The sequence below is a fragment of the Sphingorhabdus pulchriflava genome, from assembly GCF_003367235.1.
Classification (GTDB): domain Bacteria; phylum Pseudomonadota; class Alphaproteobacteria; order Sphingomonadales; family Sphingomonadaceae; genus Sphingorhabdus_B; species Sphingorhabdus_B pulchriflava.
In genome coordinates, this window is record NZ_QRGP01000002.1 from 13103 (window position 1) to 35944 (window position 22842).

At 58.5% G+C, this 22842-nt stretch carries 22 protein-coding genes and 1 tRNA gene; 15 read left to right on the forward strand and 8 right to left on the reverse strand.

Annotated elements, in window-relative coordinates:
• Positions 1–76 precede the first annotated feature (76 nt).
• The 3 genes from DXH95_RS10740 to DXH95_RS10750 all read right to left on the reverse strand — a co-directional run bounded on the left by DXH95_RS10740 (position 77) and on the right by DXH95_RS10750 (position 2348).
• The gene (locus tag DXH95_RS10740; RefSeq protein ID WP_115549552.1) at positions 77–949 is read right to left on the reverse strand and encodes a CPBP family intramembrane glutamic endopeptidase; all 873 of its coding nucleotides are present in this window, start codon (positions 947–949) and stop codon (positions 77–79) included.
• 85 nt (positions 950–1034) lie between these two features.
• Positions 1035–1559, reverse strand: coding sequence for a hypothetical protein (locus DXH95_RS10745; RefSeq protein ID WP_115549553.1), 525 nt, complete (start codon positions 1557–1559; stop codon positions 1035–1037).
• 30 nt (positions 1560–1589) lie between these two features.
• Positions 1590–2348 carry a CPBP family intramembrane glutamic endopeptidase gene (locus tag DXH95_RS10750; protein WP_115549554.1) on the reverse strand — a complete coding sequence of 253 codons (759 nt, stop codon included), beginning with the start codon at positions 2346–2348 and terminating at the stop codon, positions 1590–1592.
• A 235-nt stretch (positions 2349–2583) separates the two neighbouring features.
• Between DXH95_RS10750 and DXH95_RS10755 the strand changes: the two genes are divergently transcribed.
• From DXH95_RS10755 to DXH95_RS10805, 11 genes are all read left to right on the forward strand, one after another.
• Positions 2584–3717 carry a helix-turn-helix transcriptional regulator gene (locus DXH95_RS10755; protein ID WP_115549555.1) on the forward strand — a complete coding sequence of 378 codons (1134 nt, stop codon included), beginning with the start codon at positions 2584–2586 and terminating at the stop codon, positions 3715–3717.
• 532 nt (positions 3718–4249) lie between these two features.
• Positions 4250–4498, forward strand: coding sequence for a DUF3489 domain-containing protein (locus tag DXH95_RS10760; RefSeq protein ID WP_115549556.1), 249 nt, complete (start codon positions 4250–4252; stop codon positions 4496–4498).
• Entirely contained in the window at positions 4495–4917 is a 423-nt protein-coding gene (locus tag DXH95_RS10765) for a DUF2924 domain-containing protein (RefSeq protein ID WP_115549557.1), read from the forward strand. Before DXH95_RS10760 ends, DXH95_RS10765 begins: the two co-directional genes overlap by 4 nt.
• Positions 4914–6530, forward strand: a complete 1617-nt coding sequence (locus DXH95_RS10770; protein ID WP_115549558.1) for a recombinase family protein — start codon at positions 4914–4916, stop codon at positions 6528–6530. The genes DXH95_RS10765 and DXH95_RS10770 overlap by 4 nt, the downstream gene beginning before the upstream one ends.
• Before the next feature lie 288 nt (positions 6531–6818).
• Positions 6819–7466: a TetR/AcrR family transcriptional regulator gene (locus tag DXH95_RS10775; RefSeq protein WP_115549559.1), complete on the forward strand. Its 648-nt coding sequence runs from the start codon at positions 6819–6821 to the stop codon at positions 7464–7466.
• Positions 7467–7602: 136 nt separating this feature from the next.
• Complete coding sequence (locus tag DXH95_RS10780; RefSeq protein WP_181883648.1) at positions 7603–9966, forward strand: TonB-dependent receptor; 2364 nt, start codon at positions 7603–7605, stop codon at positions 9964–9966.
• A gap of 78 nt (positions 9967–10044) precedes the next feature.
• A complete protein-coding gene (locus tag DXH95_RS10785; RefSeq protein WP_181883649.1) occupies positions 10045–10959 on the forward strand; it encodes an MBL fold metallo-hydrolase in 915 nt (304 codons plus the stop codon).
• A gap of 39 nt (positions 10960–10998) precedes the next feature.
• Positions 10999–12240 (forward strand): thiolase family protein, encoded by a 1242-nt coding sequence (locus DXH95_RS10790; RefSeq protein ID WP_115549562.1) that lies wholly within the window; start codon positions 10999–11001, stop codon positions 12238–12240.
• Positions 12241–12251: 11 nt separating this feature from the next.
• A complete protein-coding gene (locus tag DXH95_RS10795) occupies positions 12252–13133 on the forward strand; it encodes an SMP-30/gluconolactonase/LRE family protein (protein WP_115549563.1) in 882 nt (293 codons plus the stop codon).
• A 14-nt stretch (positions 13134–13147) separates the two neighbouring features.
• Positions 13148–13993, forward strand: coding sequence for an SDR family NAD(P)-dependent oxidoreductase (locus DXH95_RS10800; protein ID WP_115549564.1), 846 nt, complete (start codon positions 13148–13150; stop codon positions 13991–13993).
• A 4-nt stretch (positions 13994–13997) separates the two neighbouring features.
• Positions 13998–15533 carry a class I adenylate-forming enzyme family protein gene (locus DXH95_RS10805; protein WP_115549565.1) on the forward strand — a complete coding sequence of 512 codons (1536 nt, stop codon included), beginning with the start codon at positions 13998–14000 and terminating at the stop codon, positions 15531–15533.
• 522 nt (positions 15534–16055) lie between these two features.
• Here DXH95_RS10805 and DXH95_RS10810 read toward each other — a convergent pair.
• Positions 16056–16129: transfer RNA gene (locus tag DXH95_RS10810), tRNA-Cys, on the reverse strand.
• 268 nt (positions 16130–16397) lie between these two features.
• Between DXH95_RS10810 and DXH95_RS10815 the strand changes: the two genes are divergently transcribed.
• From DXH95_RS10815 to DXH95_RS10830, 4 genes are read left to right on the forward strand one after another with little or no spacing between them, the layout of a single operon-like run.
• On the forward strand, positions 16398–17042 hold the full coding sequence (locus DXH95_RS10815) for a protein-L-isoaspartate O-methyltransferase family protein (protein ID WP_115549566.1): 645 nt from the start codon (positions 16398–16400) through the stop codon (positions 17040–17042).
• A gap of 29 nt (positions 17043–17071) precedes the next feature.
• Positions 17072–18502 (forward strand): TolC family outer membrane protein, encoded by a 1431-nt coding sequence (locus DXH95_RS10820; protein WP_181883689.1) that lies wholly within the window; start codon positions 17072–17074, stop codon positions 18500–18502.
• Between the two features lie 33 nt (positions 18503–18535).
• Entirely contained in the window at positions 18536–18955 is a 420-nt protein-coding gene (locus DXH95_RS10825; RefSeq protein WP_115549567.1) for a DUF2497 domain-containing protein, read from the forward strand.
• On the forward strand, positions 18955–20250 hold the full coding sequence (locus tag DXH95_RS10830; protein ID WP_115549568.1) for a Xaa-Pro dipeptidase: 1296 nt from the start codon (positions 18955–18957) through the stop codon (positions 20248–20250). Before DXH95_RS10825 ends, DXH95_RS10830 begins: the two co-directional genes overlap by 1 nt.
• Here DXH95_RS10830 and DXH95_RS10835 read toward each other — a convergent pair.
• From DXH95_RS10835 to DXH95_RS10850, 4 genes are read right to left on the reverse strand one after another with little or no spacing between them, the layout of a single operon-like run.
• A complete protein-coding gene (locus tag DXH95_RS10835; RefSeq protein WP_115549569.1) occupies positions 20247–21398 on the reverse strand; it encodes a GNAT family N-acetyltransferase in 1152 nt (383 codons plus the stop codon). The genes DXH95_RS10830 and DXH95_RS10835 overlap by 4 nt on opposite strands.
• A gap of 10 nt (positions 21399–21408) precedes the next feature.
• Entirely contained in the window at positions 21409–21867 is a 459-nt protein-coding gene (locus tag DXH95_RS10840) for a RidA family protein (protein WP_115549570.1), read from the reverse strand.
• Entirely contained in the window at positions 21864–22511 is a 648-nt protein-coding gene (locus DXH95_RS10845; protein ID WP_115549571.1) for an HAD family hydrolase, read from the reverse strand. The genes DXH95_RS10840 and DXH95_RS10845 overlap by 4 nt, the downstream gene beginning before the upstream one ends.
• The gene (locus tag DXH95_RS10850; RefSeq protein WP_115549572.1) at positions 22508–22795 is read right to left on the reverse strand and encodes a DUF3572 family protein; all 288 of its coding nucleotides are present in this window, start codon (positions 22793–22795) and stop codon (positions 22508–22510) included. Before DXH95_RS10850 ends, DXH95_RS10845 begins: the two co-directional genes overlap by 4 nt.
• Positions 22796–22842: the final 47 nt, after the last annotated feature.

Genomic DNA, 22842 nt, shown 5'->3' on the forward strand with positions numbered 1-22842 from the left:
CACCCAAATAAAGACTGCGGAATGTGACGATCAATTTGGCGCTTGCCTGCTTGCAAGTTTGATCGCGCGTCGAGTCCTAGTCCGACCTATTGCGGCCGAGTAATGGCACCAAATTGCCGCGCCGGATTGCCAATAACAGCAGCACAACGCCTGTGGTCGTGCATAAAAGGAATGCGATGAACGAGGATTCAAGCCCAAAGCTGCCACCAGTCAACCATTCAGGCCCCTCGATAACCGGTTTGATCAGCCCGGGGTCGCTTTCGCCGCCCGAAACAATACCGGAAAAAATCCCTTCCTGCGTGTAATTCCAGGAAAAATGGAATCCGATGCTCATCCACAGGCGGCGCGTGACCATATAGGCGGCGGCCAGCAGGACACCTGCCTCGATCGTAATGAATATTGCCCCCTGGAGCGTTCCCTGCGGGTTTAACAGGTGCATGAAACCGAAGAGAAGCGAGGAGATGGCAAGCGCCAACCAGCTGCCCAATGCTTCCTCTGTGATGCGGAACAGCACGCCGCGAAAAAGCAACTCTTCAAAAATGCTCGAACTGATGGCCATGGGCAGTGCAGTCAGCATGAACAAGGCAGGATTGAACCCCTCTATCCTATAGATACCGAGCAGCATGAGTATGAGGACGCATGTGGTATACAGGCCGGAGCCGACCAGTACGCCAACCCCCAATTCCTTACCCATGCCCGATAGCGACAATTCGCTGACCTTGCGCCGTTCGACAAAGCGGACAAAGCCGACATAGATTAAGGCCGCCAACCCGGCCATGCCGATGACAACGCCGAGCGATTTCAACAGATCATCCGCAACACGCGCGCGAAAGCCATTGGTCACGCCCATCAAAACAAAGATGATGCCGCCCAATATAATCAGGCGGACCAGCGGAAATTGCGCAATGCGAAGCAGAATTGACGGTTTCTGGTAGGCAGCTTGGTCCATGTTCAATCCTTTGCTGGCTGCGCAAGGGCGGCCTGATCACTCACCCGGTAAGTCGCACCCGGCGCCCGGCGCCGGGTGCTGAAGGTCAAAACCGGTTGCGGACATCGCCCCATTCGCCCGCGTCACATTCGCCGCGGAATTTTTCGATGCCATCGATCTTAATCCGGCCCGTGCGGCGATTGATCTCGACCTTTGGCTTGTTCGCGCCGTTCAGGCGATAGCGGGCAGTGATCCGATCGCTGGTGAAGCGCACGTTGGTCAAATCCCACCAACCTCTGCGACCTCCACTATGAATCGGCGGAATCATGCGACCGGTAAGATGGATGCGACCCAATCCGTCATGAAATTCGAGCTGAACCTCTGAATCAAACTCTTGTGTGCCCGATTCAATCCGTCCGCGATACTCATAACGATCTCGGCGCGGGTTCCATTCATAGCCGTTGCGATATTGCGTTCCGGGTTTGCGCCCTTCGCCCCAGCAAATCAGTGTCAGATTGGTGTCGCCATTGTCATCGCCATAATATTGCGACTGCGCCGCGCTCGGCAGGCCGACGGCAACCGCAGTTGCCAACACTGAAACGATCCCCAGCATCGTCCGTTTGATCATCATCCATTTCCTTCCGTGTTTAGTGAGACTTGGTTATTGCGCTGTCGCCAGTCCGGCGCCGAGCACATTCATGGTGAACAGTGTCCAGTCGTTGAGCACATGTGCGCCTGTGCTCACCCAGATATTCTTGCTGCGGATATAGGCGAGTGTCAGCACCAACCGAGCGCCTCCAATAACCACAAGGCACTGGATCCAGTTCCATTGATAGGTCGGCAAATGCACCAGCGCGAAGGGGATTGCCGACAAAATCCATGCGGCGATGATCGCTTTGTTCCGCGATAATTTGCCATGGCGAAAAAGCAGATACAGGATTGCAAGGAAGGGAAGGATGGAAATCAATTCTTCGCCGAAAAGTTGCAGCCCAGTTTTCAGATAGTAGAGGAAGGCGTCGGCCTGGCTGAGGTTGGCAATATCGGCCACTGCGCTATTGGAGACGACGCCGAAAAACTTCATGACAAGCATGCCGATCGCCATCGAAACCAAAATGTTCAGCGCAGCGTAGCCGAACATCTGCTTGATCTCGCGACCGCCAACTTTACGGAAAATCGCCTTCCAGTCTTGCGGTGCGACGATCGCAAGTCCGGCCAATGGAAGGGCAAAAAACAATATGGCCGGTACAAACTGTCCCCATGTGCCGCCAGGCCATGCTATTTTGGCGGTCAGCAGCGCAAAGCCTGCGGCCGCCATAGCGATGACAAACAGCCATTTGACACCTGAAATCGTGATTGGCAGGCCGTTGTAATAGGGAAAATCATCGTCGCCGCGCTCAAAAACCGGAATTCGGTCGCTCATAAATGCCCCCCGGAACCGTCCTGTTCAGTTCTGACAATGAGTGGGGTCATTCAACGTAGAAACACAATTTACATTTGCTGACACATAGTGGACAAATGGTGCCAATCACGAGTGTCGCCAGCATCCACGGTCTTTCCAAGATGTCCCGAGTGACTATTTGGATCGTCAAAGTTGCATAGAATATTTGTCGCCAAAACTTTGATGCAAATTTTGCAGGTGCAAGGGCTAATTTTGGATGGAGCACATTGAGGTTGAAAGAGCTGTCTCAACCATTGGCAACCGGACTTTAGCCGGCAGCAATGTAGAAGGCTTAGCAGACGGACGAAGTTCGGCTCGGGATGATGCAAGAGCAACGATTATCGCTCTTGGCCATGCTGCCAAAAAGATGGTGTTGACTGGACAACTGAGACATTTTGCAGAGTTGTGCGATAGGGCGGATTGGCTGTTTGACGGCACTTCGTTTCAAAATACCGAGCTGCTTCCTGATCGCATCAGCGTGGAAGCCGACCTCACAATAATGGCGAATATGCTGGATCATGGATATTCAGCCACAATGATTTCGCAGTTGGTCAGCCTTTTCGGTGTAATCAACGGGCCGATAAGCGCGATGGGTCTCGTGACCGCACCAACGCTGGCAGACGCGCTGCATATATTAAGAAGGATAATTGTGGTAAATAATCCACATGTAGAAATAGATATAAATCCAATAGATGATGAATTCGAAATTATTTTCAGATCATGTGCACCACCGGGAATTTTTCGTGAATTTTATACATTATCAATTTTTGCTGTAATGGCGCATGTTATCATTCGTTTTGTTCCGAAATCACAAAATGTTTTGCGGTTCGAACTCGATTTTGAACCTGAATCTGGAATCGTCGAAGCAATAGGGATATTGTCCCGGGATATTAAATCGGGCGTGGCATCGACCCGGATAATTGGCCAAAGCAACTGGCTCAGCCTGCCTAACGTCACCTTCGATCGTTCATTTTGGGAGCTATCTCTCGACCGCGTCCAAAACCTGGAGTCTGACAGTGAAGTCCCAAATATCGAGCAACGGGTCCGCCGATACATAAAAACCGCGCTGGTTCAGGAAAAACGCGTTCCGAGATTGAAACAAATTGCGGCGTTGGAAGGCGTTTCCGAACGGACCATGTTGCGCATGCTAGCGGAAAACGACCTTAGCTTTCACATCATTTCCGAAGATGTAAGGCGGGTAATGGCGACGGAGATGATCAGCCTGCCGTCAGTTCCGCTGTCAGAGATTTCCGAATCCCTCGGCTTTACCGATCTTTCGAGCTTCAGTCGTTCATTCCGGAAATGGTTTGGCGCAACCCCGGGCCAGTATCGGAAATCTCAGGAACGTTAGGCTTGCAACTGCTGCAATCAGCTAGTCCAGATGGCTTGGGTTTGGCATGGCCATTCCGTCTTAGTTATTGATCTGGATAGTTTGAACGCCACCTTTGTTGTGACCCTCATCTAGCCCGACGCCTGCATCGTTGCAGCGGTTGAATATACCTCATTGCAAAGGCTACATTCCGTGCTGGCGTTCCATGAAGGTGTGCAGCACCTTCTTGAATGTGGCACCGCCTATCACGTGCCTGAGTATCAGATGGCTGGGTATTGCTCTGCCATATTGGTTGAATGGGAATGCCGGAGTCTGACCATACAGCGAACCACAGGGTACAATGTCATGCTTGTGAGCCTCGCTGTCAGTCCCCAACGTCGTGAATGTCTCGGATACTTCCTTAGCCACTGGACTTCCCCACCAAACGAAGCATTGGTTGCAACGCGCATAGCGTTGTCGATGACGCGCCGCACACCTGACCATCCCCAATGGTCAGGCCTTGGTCGGTAGGGGCGGCAATGTGCTGCTCCTCTCGAACCAGGAAACACCAATCATGACAAAATCAGCAAATGGCGCGGGAGCGAATGTCACAGTAGACACTCCGCGCGTGACCAAAGCAGCCCAGCTTCTGACCCTCCTGCAGACCGGAACCGGCGCGAGCTTGGAGGAGATGGTCGAGGCAACCGGCTGGCAATCGCACACCGTGCGCGCTGCGATGACGGGCCTCCGCAAGAAAGGCCATGTTGTCGAAAAGCATGTTGAGGGAAACACTACCATTTGGTCGGTGAAGCCTACCGCATGATCAAGGCTAAGAAACAGGCTGCTGTCCGTGACGAGGTCGCCAGCCTTCAATCGATGACCTTGTCTGAACTTCGGATGCTGTGGGCGGCCCGCTTCGGTGCGCCGCCCAAACAGCGTTCGGTCGAACTGTTGCGCCGAGTGCTGGCGTGGCGATTGCAAGCGGAGGCCTTTGGCGGACTCGATGCAGTTACGGTTCGATTGCTGGGTAGCGAGCGGCCGCTGGTGATGGTTGCCGAACAACCAGGAACCAGACTGGCGCGCGACTATGCGGGCAAGCGTCATGAGGTCGTGATGCTTGTGGAGGGCGTCCTCTATGATGGCGCGACCTATGGCAGCCTGTCGGAGGTAGCGAGACTGATCACCGGCCAGCGTTGGAATGGCCCGCGCTTCTTTGGCCTGCGCCGCGAGAATGTCCGATGAAACAACTGCGCTGTGCTATCTACACAAGGAAGTCGACCGAGGAAGGCCTGGAGCAGGAGTTCAACAGCATCGATGCCCAGAGAGCGGCGTGCGAAGCGTACATATTGAGCCAGGCCGGTGAACGCTGGACTCTCCTTCCCCAATATTATGATGATGGGGGCTGGTCGGGCGGCAATATGGAGCGCCCTGCCCTTAAAAGCCTTCTTAAAGCCATTTCAGAAGGGCGTATCGATGTAGTGGTTGTCTATAAGGTGGACAGGCTTACCCGAAGCCTGATGGACTTCGCCCGCATCGTTGAAAAGTTCGATGCGCATCAAGTCTCGTTTGTCAGTGTGACACAGGCGTTCAATACCACCAGCAGCATGGGACGCCTCACCTTGATCGTGCTGCTGTCCTTTGCACAGTTTGAGCGTGAGGTGACGGGAGAACGTATACGCGACAAGATCGCCGCTTCCAAGGCGCGCGGGATCTGGATGGGTGGCAATTTACCGCTCGGCTATGATGTGAAGGACAGGAAGCTGTTCATCGTCGAAGACGAGGCCGAACTCGTTCGGTACATTTACAGCCGCTATCTCGAACTGGGCTCGGTCCTTCCGTTGGCGAAGGAGCTCGATGCGAGGGGCCACCGGACCAAACGTTGGACGTCCGCCAAAGGCAATGTGCTGGGTGGCTACCGGTTCAGCTGCGGAGCCATCTATCATATACTGGGCAACCGCATCTATCTCGGAGAGATCGTCCATAAGGGCAAAGCCTATGAAGGCGAGCATCCGGCAATCATCACAAATGAACTGTTCGATGCCGTACAAACAAAGCTCGCGGCCAATCGCGTCAAGCGCACAAAGCGCAAGGAGAAGGCCACAGCCTCACCGCTTACGGGCAAATTGTTCGATAGCGATAATCTCCCGATGCGTCCGACGTTCGGGCATGGGCGAGGTAAGAAGATCTACCGCTATTATGTGAGCGAGACGCTGCTTCCCATCGGCCAGTCCGCCAACGGTCATAATCGCAGCGGGATACGCCTATCTGCACCGCGGCTGGAACGCGTTATCGGTGCGACGCTCCTGTCGCTCTTGCCAGCACACCCACCAGGAACCGATGCCGAAGCGGTGTTCAAAGCCATAGCGCGTGTTCGCGTCAAAGATACCAAGCTCAGGGTGCGGCTTGAGCTGGCCGCTCTGCTTGGCGCGGACGAGATTGATGAGGATGTGCTCGACCGCGCGCAACAGATCGATCCTACCGCTTTAATCGATGGACATCATCTGATCGTTACCATCAACGGCACAGCAGCCCGGCGTGGCAGTACGCAATCCGCGCCAGACCACATTATCGACGATAGCGAGCGGCGGCGACTGCTGGTCGATCTCATTCGCAAGTCGCATCGGCAGCTTCAAAAGCTCAATGCTTCACCGCTCCATCCCGACGACCATATACATATGACGGCGCCCATCAATGAATGGGGACGGCAGCGGGTGGCGATCGGCCTGCTCGCGCCGGATATTCAGAAGATGTTGCTGCAAGGCAAGGCACCGCCGCATATCACGCCAGATCTGTTGCTCAACTCAGGCATTCCGATGGATTGGGAGGAGCAACGGCGGATGTTTGGTATGGGGTGAATGTCGGCTTTCGAGACATTTGCGACGTTCGTCGGCCGTGATGACTTTCTCAAAACCCGACATTCGTCTCGGCTACTGTCGCTAACTTTGTGAACCTTCGGTTAAACCAAATTGCCTCATGCTAGATACCGTCCATTCACCTGCTAATCCAGTTGGCGGGACGCTATTCCACGTAAATCCCCTCATGCTCGATTAGGCACTCGCCGATGGATTCCGATTCATAACTTAATTGAGTTATGACTCAATTAAGTTATTGCTCAGTTGGGTTGCTTGTGGCATGTGTGCATCATGGGAAAAGCTGACAAACTCGAATCGACTCCAAATCCGCCTGCAAAAGCGCGGGTTCGTGGCGTTTCCAAAAATTCTGCTGAGGCGCGGCGCAAGATTCTTGATTCGGCGACACTGATCTTTGGCAAGCAGGGCTTTGCCCGCACCAAGACCGATGAGATCGCTGAACACGCAGGCTATGGTCAGGCCACATTATTCTTCCATTTCAAAACCAAGGCAGGTTTGCTGGAGGCGTGTCTCGAGGAAGCATTGGAGCGCGCCAAAGCAAATCTGGTGCCTGCCGAAAATTCCGGGACTATTGATCTGATCCAACGCCTTGACCGCGCGTTTGACAATTCAACAACGGCCGACTTTTTCGCAAGAATGTTGGTTGAGTTTGGCGATAACTCGACCATCGGTCCTGTTTATGCCGATTTTCACGAACATCTGCGTCAGATGATCGCGGCGGAGTTAACGCGGGAAACAGGATCCGAGGGACGGCGCGCATATATCGCCGCTGCATCGATCCTTGTCATGATGGTCGGTGTCCACGCCGAGCAAAGGCTGGAAAACACGCGTTTTAGCCGTGCGGATTTCAGAGAAATGTTGATTGAGGTTACGCGGCTGGTGCTGCGTGACCTGGAAAAGCCCGTAGGGACCGGGCCATGATTTAAGTCCTTAATTTAAAATACAAAAAGGATGTTCAATTCACTCGCTGCTTCAGCGGGATAGGGAGGTTTTGTCTATGGCACAGGGTAATTTCAGGCTTGCATGCGCAAGCAGCATTTCAATTGCAGTTGCGTTGATGGCGGCACCTGCAATGGCGCAGGATTCGAATGCCGATGAAGCTGGCTTGGAGGAAATTGTTGTTACAGCGCAGCGTCGCGAACAGTCACTACAGGATGTGCCGATGGCCATCTCGGCTGTTTCCGGCGAAACGCTGCGCGATGCCGGTGCAATCGGGATCGACGGCCTCGCCAACCTAGTCCCCTCACTGGCCACAGTTTCCAACAACCAGCCGCTTGCACAAAGCTACCGCATCCGCGGCCTCGGCACCGATCCGAACATCCCGACCTTCGAACCAAGCGTCGCGCTGTTCATCGATGGCGTTTATCTGCCGCGCACCGGTCTGGGCGTAGAAGATTTGGTCGACATCGCGCGGATCGAAGTACTCAAGGGACCGCAATCCACCCTCTACGGCAAGAATGCCACGGCGGGGGTGATCAGCGTTGTTTCGGCTCGTCCATCCGACGAATTTGGCGGCAGCGTCGAAGCGTCGCTGTCGAATATCGAGGGTGGCCGGAATGCTACTGCCATGCGCTTCGCTGGCTCGCTGACGGGTCCACTTTCGGACCATGTGCGGGTGCGTTTGACCGGGGTCTATTATGATGCGGGGGCGAGCTTCCGCAATCTTGCGCCAGGCGCCGAGCAGGCCAACGAAGTGAAGCGCTACGCCCTGCGCGGGCAGGCCGAGTTTGACCTGAGCGATGCTGTCACCCTCAACCTGACAGCGGCGCGCAGCGAAGTTTTAGACAGCAACGGCATCAATCCCGATCTCTATCGCGGCGTTGCGCCTGAGCCCAGCTTCGTGCTCGACAACAACGCGGCACTGAATGCGCTTTTCGGCGTGACGGCCTGCCCGGACAATAACCCTTCGAACCGGATTATCTGCACCACCGACCCGAACCGGTCGAACAGCAGCTTCGATATGGCCTCGGCAACGATCACGGCCGATCTCGGAATGGCGACACTTACCTCGATCACCGCTTGGTCGCAGTATGAGAGCGGACTGTTGGCGACTGACATCGATCAGGTCTCGCTGCCGCTGTTCACTTTCCGCGATACTCAAAAAGGCGATTCCTTCTCACAGGAAGTGCGCCTGGTTTCGCCGACCGGAGACACCTTCGAATGGCTGGTGGGTGGCTATTATCTCGACACCAGCTTTGAGCGTGGTGATCGCGGCCAGACGCCAATGTTCGAAGTACAGGCCGCCGCGCCCCGCTTCTCCATCCCAGGTGCGCCGTCGCCGCTAATTGTCTACGGCCAGAATGGCGACAAGGGTTTCCTGGATTCCCGTGCAAGCTCGAAATATTTCGCGCTGTTCGGGCAGGCGACCTATCGATTCAGCGACATGTTCGCATTGACCGGCGGGCTGCGCTGGCAGACCGAGACCAAGAAGGCCTCAATCAATAACAGAGCGACTTTCACCCCCAACCCCAACCTGCCCGCAGGCCACCCGCTGGCAGGCGTGAATTTCCTGACCGCAGTGTTGGTGCCCGCGGCAACCTTCCCAGCAGGCGTCAGGATCAATGGCGCCTTGCCCGAGGTGAAGGACGACAATGTTACCTGGAACGTTATCGCCAATTTCACGCCGAATGACGATACGCTGATCTATGCAAGCTTTGCCCGCGGCACCAAGTCGGGCGGGCACAATATCGGCTTCGGTAACGCCGTTCCTGCCCAGCGTGGGTTCGGTGCCGAAAAGGTCGATAACTGGGAACTGGGCGGCAAGTTCGACCTGGCCGATCGCCGGGCGCGTCTGGCAGTGAGCCTGTTCCGGTCTGACTACACCAACTACCAGAACGCCGGTTTTGTTGGCTTGCAATATCTGGTCAACAATGCGGACAAGGTACGGGTCACTGGCATGGAGGCTGAAGGAACCTTCCGACTTGCGGATGGCCTCACCATGAATCTGGGCGGTGCATATATCGATGCCAAGTTCCGCCAATATACGGGCGGTGCCTGCTGGTTTGGGCGTGCGCCCAATGCCAATCCAACTCCGACAGGGGTATTCACCAGCTGTGATCTGTCCGGTTCTCAATTGCCGCTGGCACCCAAGTGGCGAATGACCGGCGCACTGCAATATGAGCATCAGTTGTCGGTGGGAGAGCTTTACGCCCGCACCGATCTGAACTGGCAGAGCAAAGCAAACGTCAACAGCGCCAGCCTTGATCCGCGCCATGTTCAAAAAGCCTTCGCACTTGTGAACGCACGGATGGGCATGCGCTTTGACAATGGGCTGGACCTGGCATTCTGGGCGAGCAATCTGTTTGACAAAACCATCGTGCAGCAATCGGGCGTGTTGAGTTTCTTTGGAACAACATCCGGCTATCAGAGCTTCCTTGGCGCACCGCGTCAGGTGGGCGTGACTGCCCGGTTCGGGTTTTGATCGATGCGCGGCGGAGGGGGACGATTTTCAAGTGCAGCGCTTCTTGCGACACTAGGCGTTCTGTTCTCCGCCGCAGTCATGGCGGGTCCGGGCAGAGCCGACGCGAGAGAAGCGCCGCCTGAGATTGTCACGCTTGGCACCATGGCTGGACCGATGGCGAACCCGTTACGCGGCCAGCCTGCAACACTACTCCACTGGGCAGGCGGTATGATCTTGGTCGATGCTGGCGACGGCACAGTCGAGCAAATGGCACGCGCCGGTTTTGATTCAGTACCGCTCAAAACTGTGGTGATCACCCATATCCATGCCGATCATATCGGCGGGCTGTTTGCGCTGCTTTCCCGTCGGTATCAGTTGATGGATCCGCCGATTACCATCTATGGGCCACCCGGGACGCAGGCGTTGGTTGCGGGGCTAGTCGCCGCGATGGAGCCGCTAAAGCTTACCAGTCCCGCTTTGCCGGGCGCGCCGCTGCGGCCGCCGGCTGATGGAGTGAAAGTGGTCGAGATTGGCGACGGTGCCGAGCTGACCATTGAAGGCGTGTCGGTGCGCGCGGTCGCCAATAAGCATTATCTCACCGACAGCAACGCACCCGATTCGGCACAGGCACAATCGCTTTCACTGCGTTTCGAGCTTCCCGGGCGCAGTGTGGTTCTGACCGGCGATACTGGTCCGAGCGAGCCTGTAATCGCACTGGCGCGCGGTGCGGATGTGCTGGTTTCTTCGATTCTTGACCTTGACGCCGCAGTCGCAGCAATTCGCGCCAGTCGGCCCAATGCGCCAGCCGCCTTTTATAATGCGGCACGCGCGCATTTTGCCCAGCATCATTTGAGCCCAGAAGCTGCCGGTCAACTGGCCCAGTCGGCAGGCGTGAAGCGGGTGGTCTTCACGCATATCGGTATCACGCCTGACCGGATGAAAGCGGCGAAGGCGGAGCTTAAGAAAACATGGAAAGGGCCGGTTGTGTTTGCACATGATCTTGGCCGCTATTGAGAGAGACCGAGCGATGGCCCATTTGAGGAAAAGCAAAAGATGACCACCATCCATATCGCAGGCGTCGCGATGACGAAGTTCGGCCCCAACCTAGGCGCCACGGTCAAATCGCTCACCGCAGAGGCCGTCGCGGCCTGTCTGGCCGATGCCGGCGTCACGCCTGATGCCGTGCAGGCCGCCTATTTCTCCAACACGCTGCAGGGTCTGCTTGAAGGCCAGTTGTCGATCCCCGGCCAGATCGCGCTCCGCAACGCAGGCGTTGAAGGCGTGCCGATCGTCAATGTCGAAAACGCCTGTGCGTCGGGATCGACCGCGCTGTGGCTGGCCTGCCAGCACCTGCGTTCCGGTGCCGCCGATATCGTGCTCGCCGTGGGCGTGGAAAAGATGGTCTTCGACGGCGAGGCGCAGCGCGCCACCGTCGTACGCGCCTTTGAAGGCGGCATGGACGTCAGCGCCGGGGACGAAGCGCTTAATGATCTGCTGCGGCTGGGCGCCGGCGTCGATGGCCGATCCGGCGACGGCCACCGCACCCGCTTCATGGATATCTATGCAGCGCTGTGCCGCGCCCACATGGCGCGCTTCGGCACCACGCAACGCCAGCTGGCGATCGTGGCGGCCAAGAACCATGATCATTCGGTCCACAATGAAAAATGCCATTTCCGCAAAGCTATGACGGTTGATGAGGTGCTGGCCTCACGGCCGTTGGGCTATCCGCTCACAGTAGCGATGTGCTCGCCGCTGTCTGACGGCGCGGCGGCTGTGCTACTGTGCACCGATGCCGGACTGAAAAAGTTGCAGGGACAGGCGCCATCCATCCTGATCAAGGCGTGCGAGCTGACCTCGGCCACCACGCGCGACTTTGCCGATTTCGAAGCGCATGTGGCCCGGCGCGCGGCGCTGACCGCCTATGACCGTGCCGGGCTGGGCCCAGACGATATCGATGTCGCCGAAGTCCATGATGCGGCCGCGTTTGGCGAGATCTTCATGACCGAGCTGCTGGGCTTCTGTGCAATGGGTGACGGCGGCCCGTTGGCCGAGCGCGGCGAGACACGGATCGGCGGGCGCATCCCGGTCAACCCGTCGGGCGGACTTGAATCCAAGGGCCACCCCATCGGTGCCACCGGCCTCGGCCAGATATATGAGTTAACCCAGCAGCTGCGCGGCACCGCCGGCGCCCGCCAGGTCAGCGGCGCGCGCACCGCGCTGCAGGAAAATAGCGGCGGCCTGCTCGGCATCGAAGAAGGCGCGGCCGTCGTCACCATTCTCCAACGCCAATATTGAGGAACGTCATCATGAAGCATACCCCCGTCTTGTTTGCCGAAGGCTTCCTCTTTCCTGAAGCGCCGCGCTGGCACGCCGGCCGCGGGCAATTCATCGTGAGCGATATCGATCGCGGCCAGGTGTTTGCGGTCTCCGCCGATGGCCAGCGCCAGCAGGTCTATCAAGGGCCTGATTGGGTTTCAGGCACGGCATTTGAGAACGACAAGACGCTGCTGGTCACCAATGCGCGTAGCCGGGGCTTGGTGCGGGTCCAGCTCGATCAGCCCGATGCTGTGCCCGAAATGATTGCCTCGCTCGCCGAAATCGCGCCCTATGGCATCAATGACATGGTGCGCACGGCATCGGGCGTCTGCTTCATCGATACGGTCAGTTTCGATTTCGTCGCCTATGCCCGCGGTGAGGGCACAGCCCAGCCCAGCGCGCTGGCCCGCGTCGATGCCGATGGTCGCGTTTCCGTGGCCACGACGGAGGTGAATTTCCCCAACGGCATGGTGATCACGCCCGACGGCAAGCGCCTGCTGGTGGCAGACTCGCTCGATCAATGCATCCACGCCTTCGCGCTCGCCGCCGATGGTACGCTCAGCCAACGCACCTGCTTTGCCGCACTGCCGGGCGAGATGCCGGACGGCATGTGCCTGGATGCCAGCGGTGCCGTCTGGGTCGCTGGCCATGGCCGGGTGGTGCGGGTCGCCGAAGGCGGTGCTGTGCTGGAGGAGGTCGACATGGGCACCACCTTGGCCACTGCCGTTGCCCTGGGCGGAGCCGATGGCCGCACGTTGCTGATCACCGCCTCGGACAGCTATGACCGCTCGGTGATGGCGGGCAATCCAACCGGGCGACTGTTTACGGTGCATGTGGATGTACCGGGCGCCGGCCTTCCGTCGGTTTATTGAAGGGAACGGGTATCATGACACAGCGACTGGCAGGCAAGACGGCCCTCATCACCGGGGCGACATCGGGCATGGGCGTCGACGTCGTCCGGCGCTTTGTCGCCGAAGGCGCAAAAGTGCTATTCTGCGGCCGCTCCAGCGAAGCTGGCGCAGCTGTCGCCGCCGAGATCGGCCCGGGCGCCCGCTTCCTGCGCGCCGATGTGACCGATGAGACCGACGTCATCGCGCTGGTCAAAGCCGCGGAGGACCTCGGCGGCGGGCGGATCGATTTTCTGTTCAACAACGCCGCCCCGGCCTTGCGCGACACCCCGGTCACGGCGCTGCCGGCCGAGGAGATTGCCAGCGCGTCCATGGCAATCTTTGGTAGTGTTGTGCTAGTCACCAAGCACGTTGCCACGGTGATGGAGGCGCAGGGCGGCGGCTCCATTCTCAACAACGGCTCGACGGCGGCACACCGCGCCAACAGTTCGCCTTCGCTGTACAGCGCATTGAAGGCAGCGGTTTGCCATTTCACCCGCTGCATGGCGCTGGAACTGGCTGATTACGGCATCCGTGTGAACACGGTATCGCCGGGCGCCATCCCCACACCAATCTTCCTGCAATCGCTGGGCATCCAGCCCGCCCACCAGGACCGCGCGCTGGCCGCGTTGCAGGGCGTTTTTGCGAAGGCCATGCCCGTCGGCCGCGCCGGCAACGGGGATGATATCGCCGCCGCCGCCGTTTTCTTCGCCAGTGATGAATCCTCCTATGTCACCGGGCAGGATCTGGTCGTCGATGGCGGCCTCACTGCCGGGCTATCGAACGCTGCCAAACGGGGCCAGGCCGACATGATGCGCACCGTCCTCGCCAACCTCGGGAACTAAAGCCATGTCCATCTTCACCCTGCTCGAACGCGGCGCAAAGCGCTGCGATGGCCGCCCGTTCGCGGTGTTTGACGGTGTCGAAACCAGCTATGCACAGGCGCTCGGCCTGGCGCAGCGCATCGCTGCCGCCCTGGGCACCGCTGGCTTCGGCCCGGGCAGCCATGCCGCCGTGCTCAGCCCCAATGACCCGGTCGCTTTTACCGCTGCCTTCGGCATTTTCGGCGCCGGCATGGCCTATGTGCCGGCCAATCCGCACAACCCGGCACCGGCGATCGCCAGCGCGCTCAACCTCGTCGATGTCCGCGTGCTGTTCTATCACAGCGCAATGGCGGCCGTGGTGGCGGAGATCCGCGATTCGCTGCCCAAGGTGGCGTTGTTCGTTGCATTGGGCACGCCGTGCAGCGGTGATCCCACGCTGGAACAGTTCATCGCCGGGCACGAAGCCCAGCCGCCGCGCGCCCTGGCCGCGCTCACCGATGCCGCCTATGTCGGCCAGACCGGCGGCACCACGGGTGAGCCCAAGGGCGTACTGCTCAGCCATCGCGCCGTGTTTGCCTTTGTCGAGAAATATCTCGCCGAAATGCCCCACCCGGCACCGGTGCTGCTCGCCGCCACGCCGCTTACGCATGCGGCGGGAATGCTCGCCATGCCTATCGTCGCGCAAGGCGGCACCATCGTGATGATGGCCCGCCCCGATCTGCCACGCTTCATCGACCTGATCGCCGAACAGCGTGTGACAACGACCTTCCTGCCACCCACCGTCATCTATCGCCTACTCGATCTGCCAGGTGCCGAGACTCGCGACTTCTCCAGCCTGCGCCACTTCATCTACGGCGCCGCGCCGATGTCGGTCAGCCGGCTGAAACAGGCCCTTACCCTGTTCGGCCCGGTGATGGCGCAATGCTATGGCCAGACTGAGTGCCACAGCTTCATCACATTTATGCGGCCGGAAGACCATTTCGTCGATGGCCGCCTGGCCGATGATGCCCGCCTGTCGGCCTGCGGCCGGCCCTCGATTGGCACGCGGGTGGTGATCAAGGGCGACGATGGCGCCATCCTGCCAGACGGCATCCCCGGCGAGATCTGCGTGCAGAGTGATCTGGCCATGACCGGCTATTACCGCAACGACAGCGCCACCGCCGAAGTGCTGCGCGATGGCCTGATCCACACGGGCGACATTGGTTTTGTCGATGGCGATGGCTTCCTGCACATCGTCGATCGCAAGAAGGACCTGATCATCACCGGCGGCTTCAACGTCTATCCGGCCGAAGTCGAACAGGTGGTCAACAGCCACCCCACCGTGGCCGATTGCGGCGTGATCGGCCTGTCCGACGCCGATTGGGGCGAAGCGGTGACCGTCGTGGTCGAACTCAAACCCGGCGCCGCTGTTTCGGAACAGGATCTGATCGATTATTGTCGGCCCCGGCTGGGCGGCGTGAAAACGCCCAAGCACGTTTTCTTCTGGCCCGAACTGCCCCGCAGCCCGGTCGGCAAGGTGCTGCGCAAGGAAATTCGTGCGCGGATCAGTGTGCCGGTTTAGGATAACGAATTGGAGAAAGTGGCAGAGAGGTAAGCATCCTGCACTGGCTTACAGATACGTGATTATCAATGACCCGTATTGGGCGCAAAGCGGACTTGGTCCGGTGCCGTGAACGTATTGCGGCTTATCCCAGCTGTGCTCCGAAACCGGACTGTTGGCACTGTCCAATGAAGCTGCCTTTCGCTGACGTTCGAATGTCACGATTCTCAATCGGGACGGGCTCGTTCTCAATAAATCGAATGCCGCCAACCGGCCAATAGCTGTCATGGCATTCACGTTGACAAATGACAGCTTCTGACGGTTCGCCCCCCAAACTTCAAAATATCTGCAACTGCTACCAACGCCTCTACCGAAACCGTCACAGCCAAATTCCGCGCAGAGACTCTGGCCAATTCTGGCCGGTTTTCACCCCTGTTTTTGCCGGCTAGAGACCAAATAAATGCAGAACTGGATGCAGATACTCGCCGAAACCCGCGGCATTCCAGCCGGAGACCCAATTCCGCAATTTAGAGACAATATGCTTGGAGGCCCGAGCCGGAATCGAACCGGCGTGCAAGGATTTGCAGTCCTCTGCGTCACCACTCCGCCATCGGGCCTCGCGCTGCGACAGAAAAACGTCACATGTGGTGCAGGAGCGCGTCCCTAGCCGCTGAAATTGTGCTTTGCAATCCGATTCGCGACCTATTGGCAACAGGCGGGAAACAAAGCGAAGTTGCCTGCATGGCAAAATCGGCCGTTTGTCCGAAAGCGGCTTGGACTTTGCGTTCGCGCTGACTAGAAGGGAAATGAAAGGCTGTATTGCATTGGCAACACAGCTGTGCCAAAACCCATCGAGCCAAGAATATAGCGGCAGCGGAAAGTCTTATGCAGTCAGCGCAATCGGAAACCAACCGTCGGCACATGATCGACAGCCAGCTTCGTACAAACGGTATTACCGCCGCGTGGATCTTGAAAGCGATGGGTGAATTGCCGCGCGAAAATTTCCTGCCTGCGGGCAAAGAGGCCTTTGCCTATCTCGACCGTTCGGTTCCGCTTAGCAATGGCCGCATGCTCAACCCTCCGCTTGCAACCGCAGAGATGTTGCAGGCGGCCGATGTTGCCGGAGACGACACCGTCCTGCTGATCGGCGCGGGGACGGGTTATATGGCGGCTTTGCTATCGGGTCGCGCCGGAAAGCTGGTTGCGGTCGAATCGGATGCCGACCTGGCAAAGACCGCCCGCGCGAATGTCGCAGGGCTCAACCTCGTTGAAGGCAGCCTCGACGAAGGTGCCCGCAAGGACGCGCCTTTTAATGTTATCATCATCGATGGGGCGATCGAGCAGCTGCCCGCCGCCATCGAAGCCCAGTTGGCAGAAGGTGGCCGGATCGTCTCCGGTTTGGCAGAAGGGCCGGTTCGTCGCCTTGCCAGCGGCACCAAACATGGCGGACATGTTGCCTTGCGCGCTTTGGCCGACATTGAAATTACCGCATTGCCCGGCTTTGAACGCGCTAAGGAATTCGTGTTTTGATTAACAACAAGGGCACAGTTCGTGCGCTCATGCTCGCTGCGACCGCTGCGCTAGCAATGGCTACGCCTGCCAATGCAGACACTTTGCGTGAGGCGTTGGCCGAGGCTTATCAGAGCAATCCGACGCTGACGGGTGCGCGCGAGGGCCAGAAGGCGGTGAACGAGGCGGTTCCGATTGCCAAGGCCAATGGTCGTCCTGATGTGCTCACCAGCGCCACTTATACCGAGCTGTTTCCGCGTTCGGATGGCACCAACTTCACCCCAGACCGGACGCTGAACGGGCGGGCTGACGTGACGGTGCCGCTGTATCTGGGCGGCGCTGTCAAAAATGCGGTGCGCGCAGCCGAGAACCGGGTCGAGGCCGGGATTGCCGGATTGCGCGCAACCGAGAGCGCGATTTTCTCGGCGGTGGTCGGCACCTATATGGATGTGATCCGCGACGAGGCGATTGTTGAGCTCAACCGCGCGCAGGTCGGTGTACTGCAGGTCAATCTGGAAGCCACGCGCGACCGGTTCGAAATTGGCGATCTAACCCGCACCGATGTAGCGCAGTCCGAGGCCAGGCTAGCGCTCGCTACCAGCAGCATGGAAGCCGCGCGCGCGAATCTTATTCGTTCGAAGGAAATCTATATCCAATTGGTCGGCAAGGCTCCGGAAAATCTCGAAGCGCCGCCGCCGCTTCCCAATTTGCCCGAATCGCCCGATGCGGCAGTTTCGGTGGCGCTGGAGAATAATCCGGACCTGATTGCATCGAAAGAATTGCGCGAAGCCGCGCGCTTTGACCGCAAGGGAGCCGAAGCCAGCCGCCTGCCGCAGGTGACCGGTTTTGGCTCGGGCAGCTATTCGAACAATTTCGGCACCATTGATTCGGGGACTTTGGCTCCATTCGACAAGACATCGACCTCGGCACAGGTCGGCGTGCGTGCAACATTGCCGCTCTATCAGGGTGGCCAGCCTGCAGCCCAGATCCGCCAGGCACAGGCACGGATGGGGCAGGCAATCGAGCAGGAAATAGCCGCCGAACGCGAAGCGATAGCCCAGACCCGCGCGGCCTATGCAAGCTGGAAGGCTTCACAAGATGTGATTGCCGCATCTGAACGCGCAGTGTCGGCAAACGAGCTGTCGCTCGAAGGCACGCGCGCCGAGAATAGCGTTGGAAACCGGACCATTCTCGACATTTTGAACGCCGAGCAGGAGCTGCTCAACAGCAAGGTCCAGCTCGTCACTGCACGCCGCAACGCCTATGTTGCAGGCTTCTCACTACTAGCCGCGATGGGCCGGGCGGAAGCGCGCGATCTGGGCCTTGAAGGTGGCCCGCTCTATGACCCGGTTGCCGAATATAACTCGGTCAAAGGCAGCTGGTTCGATTGGAACTCCAAACCAGACCCCACCGCCAAGGCCACTCGCACGGTTGACACGCAAGCCCAAAAGGCAGAAATAGAACCGCTTCCCAAATATTAAGGGAATCAGTGGGGCATTTAGGGGCGTTGGCACATGGCGACTGATCGGAACGAACCATCGATGGAAGCGATCCTGTCTTCGATCAAGAAGATCATCGCCGATGAAGACCGTTCGCGCGCCATCAACTCGCGCCGTCCTGCTCGCGATACAAGCCGCGACGAAAGCGAAGGCGAAGATGTCCTCGAACTGACCGAGGCCGCTTCCGATGAGCGCGACGAAGAACTGCTCGATGACAGCAAGGCGCAGAGCCTGCGCCAGAGCTTTTCGGTGCTGCAGACGCTTTCCGAACCCGGCGTAGCGCCGCAGATCGTCCGCTCGGGCGAGACTTCGCTTGAAGGCCTGACCCGCGAATTGATGAAGCCGATGCTCAAGGAATGGCTTGACACCAATCTGCCCGGTATCGTCGAGGCAATGGTTGCGCGCGAAATCGAACGCATCACCAAGAAGGGCTGATGCGCCTTCCTGCATTGCTGGCGCTGGCCGCCACAGCCGCAATTCTTACTTTACCCGTTAGCGCACAGGATGCGCCTGCCGTTGATCGATATGTAATCGCGGGCCGCATTGTCGATGTTGCCGGTGGTAAATTGCTAACCGGCCATTGCATCGCCATTGCGGGCGAGAAGATTTCGGCCGTCGAGCCGTGCAAGCCGCAACCCGACAGCATCCGGACGATCGACTGGACTGCCTATACCGTGCTTCCCGGCCTGATGGACTTGCACACCCACCTTGCCGATGCAGGACAAAGCGCTGATCTGGCGTTGCCGCTCAAAACTTCCCCTGCAGCCACTGCGCTGATTGGCGCTAAAAATGCGCACGACACGCTTATGGCGGGATTCACCACAGTCCGCGATGTCGGCACCTATCGCGGGCTTGCCGATGTTGCGTTGAAGGACGCGATCAACCTTCGCCGCGTGCCGGGACCGCGCATGTTTGTCGCCGGTGGCTATATCACCAAGCCCGGCGGCGGTGGCGAACTCAACGGCGTCATCGACAATGAAAAACTGCCCGAGGATATGCGCTATGGCGTCTCGATCGGGCCCGAGCAGGCGGCGACCAATGCCGAATATTTCATCGAGGAGGGTGCCGATTTCCTGAAGCTCATTGCGACCGGCGCGGTCCTCGCCATCGGCACCGAACCCGGTGAACCCGAATTGAGTGTCGCAGAAATGAAGGCAGTGGTCGATACCGCCGCCAAGCGTGGCGTCTATGTGACCGCCCATGCCCATGGCGCTCAAGGAATCAAAAATGCGATTGCCGCCGGAGTCCGCTCGATCGAGCATGCCAGCCTTATCGACGATGCAGCGCTCAAGCTCGCCAAGGCCAAGGGCACATGGCTGGTGATGGATATCTATAATGGCGACTATATCGACGATATCGGCACCAAAGAGGGCTGGCCCGAGGAATATCTGCGCAAGAATCGCGAAACCACCGACGTCCAGCGCGCAGGCTTTGCCAAAGCGGTAAAAATGGGCGTCAAAATTGCTTATGGCACCGACAGCGGTGTCTATCCGCACGGGGTCAACGGGCGGCAATTCCGCTATATGGTGCGCTACGGGATGACGCCAATGCAGGCGATCCAATCGGCCACCATCCGCGCCGCCGAGCTGTTGGGCAAGGAGCATGAGCTGGGCAGCATATCCCCGGGCCGCTTCGCTGATCTGGTGGCGGTGAAGGCGGATCCGCTCGCCGACATTGCCGCACTGGAGGCAGTCGACCATGTTATGAAGGGCGGCGAGCTAATCCGCTAACCGCGCTTGAACGGCCCCAGTTCGGCCAGAAATTCCTGCTCTCGATCCACAGCGCGACGTTCACGTACCAGAAAATCCTCGATAGCTGAGCGGAAGCCCGGATCGGCGATAAAATGCGCCGACCATGTTGTCACCGGCAAATAGCCGCGCGCCAGTTTATGCTCACCCTGCGCGCCCGCTTCGACCCTGGCCAAGCCATGGGCAATCGCGAAGTCGATTGCCTGATAATAGCACAGCTCGAAATGCAGGAAGGGGATGTCTTCGACACATCCCCAATAGCGGCCATAGAGGCAATCAGGGCCGAGCAGGTTGAGCGCACCTGCAACTGGCTGGCCGCCCCGATGTGCAAGGAAAAGGACGATGCTGTCGCTCATGCTTTCAGCGATCAAATCGAAAAAGGCCCGCGTCAGATAAGGCCGCCCCCATTTGCGCGCACCAGTATCCTGATAGAAGACCCAGAACATATCCCAATGGGCGGGCAACATCTGGTCACCGCGCAATATCTGAATGTCGACCGCCAATTGCGCCGCTGCCCTTTCCTTGCGGATCGCCCGCCGCTTGCGCGAAGCAAGCGTCGCCATGAAATCATCGACACTTGAATAGCCGTCATTCGCCCAATGGAATTGGGTTCCCGACCGGATCAGCCACCCTGCCTTGCGGAACAGATCGAGCTGGCTTTCATCGACAAATGTGGCGTGCGCCGACGACAGGCCATTTTGCACCACCACGCTTTCGGCGGCTCGAAGAAGTTTGAGCGCCGTTTGATCATCGCGCGCGAGCAGGCGCGGGCCAGGAACTGGTGAAAAGGGTGCCGCTATCTGCAGCTTCGGATAATAGCGTCCGCCTGCCCTTTCATAAGCGTCGGCCCAGGCATGATCGAACACATATTCGCCCTGGCTGTGCGACTTCAGATAGGCAGGAAGCGCGCCGCAAAGGTCGCCCGCTGCATCGCGCATTGTGATAGGAGCTGGCGACCAGCCGGTTCCCGCGCCGACGCTGCCTGATTCCTCAAGTGCTGCAAGGAAGGCATGGCTTACAAAAGGGTTGGCGGATATGTTCAGCCTATCCCATTGCGCGGCATCCAGCGCAGACACGCCCTCAGCAATCTGGGCTATGATCGGGTCGTCGGGCGTATCGCCTTCCGCCATATCCTTTTCCTCAGGCGGGCTTTACCGCCACTATGGCATCAATCTCCACCGTCGAATCGAGTGGCAGGACGGGAACGCCCACGGCACTGCGCGCATGTTTGCCGGCGTCGCCGAAGACGGCCTCCATCAGGTCCGACGCGCCATTTGCGACCTTGGGTTGGCCGGTAAAGTCAGGGGTGGAGGCGACAAAGGCGCCGAGTTTGACGATGCGTTCGACGCGGTCAAGCGAACCCAGCGCTTTTTTCATCTGCGCGATAAGCATCAGACCACAACCTTGCGCCGCCAATATGCCCTCTTCCTCACTGCGGCTGTCGCCAACTTTACCGGTCATCAGCTTGCCATCAACGAACGAGACCTGCCCGGAAATATAGAGCAACCCGCCTGTCTCGACGGTCGGCACATAGGAGGCAACCGGTGCGGCGGGCTCGGGAAGGGTGATGCCGAGTTCGGCAAGGCGGGCTTCGATCATACGGGTTCTTTCTGAATATTAGGGGCGGGGCTCCCCGCAAGCAGTTTATCGGTAATCCAATGCTCAGCCTCATGCCACAGATCAATGCGGGCATGCGCCAATTGCGATGATTGGACACGCTGCCATAATATCGGTTCGCCAACAAATTGCAGCCGCCAGACATCGGGCAGGGTTTCAGCCACCGATTCATGCTGATGGCCAAGATCGTCAACGAAAACAGCCACGCTGGGATTATAGCGTTCGACAATGCGTGCCAACGCCTCACCCTTGCCGCCCTGGTTGGTATAGACCGGTGCATCGATACCGACCGCACGCAATTGTTCGACACGCGATTCATTGTGGTGATCCATCAAATTGGTCAGGATCACGACATCGGCATGTTCGGCTATCCGGTTGATGGCCTCAACGGCGCCGTCGATTGGCTGCTGCCGGTGCATTTCGGTCAGGAAAAAGCCGTTCAACAGGTTCCAGACATGGCCGCGCTCGACCTGCGTGCCATCATGTTTGTGACGCAGCGCCTCTCCCCAGTCGCCATGAACCAGATCGAAATGGATGTGGTGCGCTTCGTCGAGCCAGTCACGGAACGGCACCACCATGTGCAGCAGCACCTCGTCACAATCGGAAATCAGCAAAGGGCGGCTCATGCTTCCAGCTCCATTCGGGCGCATACCAGCGCTTGCGGGGTTGCGCCGATATGTTCGGCGGCGGCAATCAGATCAGGCTCATGCGCCTCAAGAAACGCCAATATTGCGGCAAGGGTCGCTTTTTCCGAAATATCGTGGCGCAATATATTCGGCGTGAGCCCGGTGAGCGCGAGCATCCTCGAGGCACGATCGGTATCGGTCAGGATCCAGCCCAAAGCCCGCAAAGCAAGCATTGCCGGATCGGCTTGAATTTGGCCCAAGCTTTTCGCATTTGTTTCGAGCATGGCTTTCGCTTAAGCGAAAGCGACGGCGCTGCCTAGGCAGCAAAATA

Excerpts from the sequence above, each read along its gene's own strand:
- DXH95_RS10740 (WP_115549552.1), bottom strand. The coding sequence starts at position 949 with ATGGACCAAGCTGCCTACCAGAAACCGTCAATTCTGCTTCGCATTGCG.
- DXH95_RS10745 (WP_115549553.1), bottom strand. The coding sequence starts at position 1,559 with ATGATGATCAAACGGACGATGCTGGGGATCGTTTCAGTGTTGGCAACT.
- DXH95_RS10750 (WP_115549554.1), bottom strand. The coding sequence starts at position 2,348 with ATGAGCGACCGAATTCCGGTTTTTGAGCGCGGCGACGATGATTTTCCC.
- DXH95_RS10755 (WP_115549555.1), top strand. The coding sequence starts at position 2,584 with ATGGAGCACATTGAGGTTGAAAGAGCTGTCTCAACCATTGGCAACCGG.
- DXH95_RS10760 (WP_115549556.1), top strand. The coding sequence starts at position 4,250 with ATGACAAAATCAGCAAATGGCGCGGGAGCGAATGTCACAGTAGACACT.
- DXH95_RS10765 (WP_115549557.1), top strand. The coding sequence starts at position 4,495 with ATGATCAAGGCTAAGAAACAGGCTGCTGTCCGTGACGAGGTCGCCAGC.
- DXH95_RS10770 (WP_115549558.1), top strand. The coding sequence starts at position 4,914 with ATGAAACAACTGCGCTGTGCTATCTACACAAGGAAGTCGACCGAGGAA.
- DXH95_RS10775 (WP_115549559.1), top strand. The coding sequence starts at position 6,819 with ATGGGAAAAGCTGACAAACTCGAATCGACTCCAAATCCGCCTGCAAAA.
- DXH95_RS10780 (WP_181883648.1), top strand. The coding sequence starts at position 7,603 with ATGGCGGCACCTGCAATGGCGCAGGATTCGAATGCCGATGAAGCTGGC.
- DXH95_RS10785 (WP_181883649.1), top strand. The coding sequence starts at position 10,045 with ATGGCGGGTCCGGGCAGAGCCGACGCGAGAGAAGCGCCGCCTGAGATT.
- DXH95_RS10790 (WP_115549562.1), top strand. The coding sequence starts at position 10,999 with ATGACCACCATCCATATCGCAGGCGTCGCGATGACGAAGTTCGGCCCC.
- DXH95_RS10795 (WP_115549563.1), top strand. The coding sequence starts at position 12,252 with ATGAAGCATACCCCCGTCTTGTTTGCCGAAGGCTTCCTCTTTCCTGAA.
- DXH95_RS10800 (WP_115549564.1), top strand. The coding sequence starts at position 13,148 with ATGACACAGCGACTGGCAGGCAAGACGGCCCTCATCACCGGGGCGACA.
- DXH95_RS10805 (WP_115549565.1), top strand. The coding sequence starts at position 13,998 with ATGTCCATCTTCACCCTGCTCGAACGCGGCGCAAAGCGCTGCGATGGC.
- DXH95_RS10815 (WP_115549566.1), top strand. The coding sequence starts at position 16,398 with ATGCAGTCAGCGCAATCGGAAACCAACCGTCGGCACATGATCGACAGC.
- DXH95_RS10820 (WP_181883689.1), top strand. The coding sequence starts at position 17,072 with ATGCTCGCTGCGACCGCTGCGCTAGCAATGGCTACGCCTGCCAATGCA.
- DXH95_RS10825 (WP_115549567.1), top strand. The coding sequence starts at position 18,536 with ATGGCGACTGATCGGAACGAACCATCGATGGAAGCGATCCTGTCTTCG.
- DXH95_RS10830 (WP_115549568.1), top strand. The coding sequence starts at position 18,955 with ATGCGCCTTCCTGCATTGCTGGCGCTGGCCGCCACAGCCGCAATTCTT.
- DXH95_RS10835 (WP_115549569.1), bottom strand. The coding sequence starts at position 21,398 with ATGGCGGAAGGCGATACGCCCGACGACCCGATCATAGCCCAGATTGCT.
- DXH95_RS10840 (WP_115549570.1), bottom strand. The coding sequence starts at position 21,867 with ATGATCGAAGCCCGCCTTGCCGAACTCGGCATCACCCTTCCCGAGCCC.
- DXH95_RS10845 (WP_115549571.1), bottom strand. The coding sequence starts at position 22,511 with ATGAGCCGCCCTTTGCTGATTTCCGATTGTGACGAGGTGCTGCTGCAC.
- DXH95_RS10850 (WP_115549572.1), bottom strand. The coding sequence starts at position 22,795 with ATGCTCGAAACAAATGCGAAAAGCTTGGGCCAAATTCAAGCCGATCCG.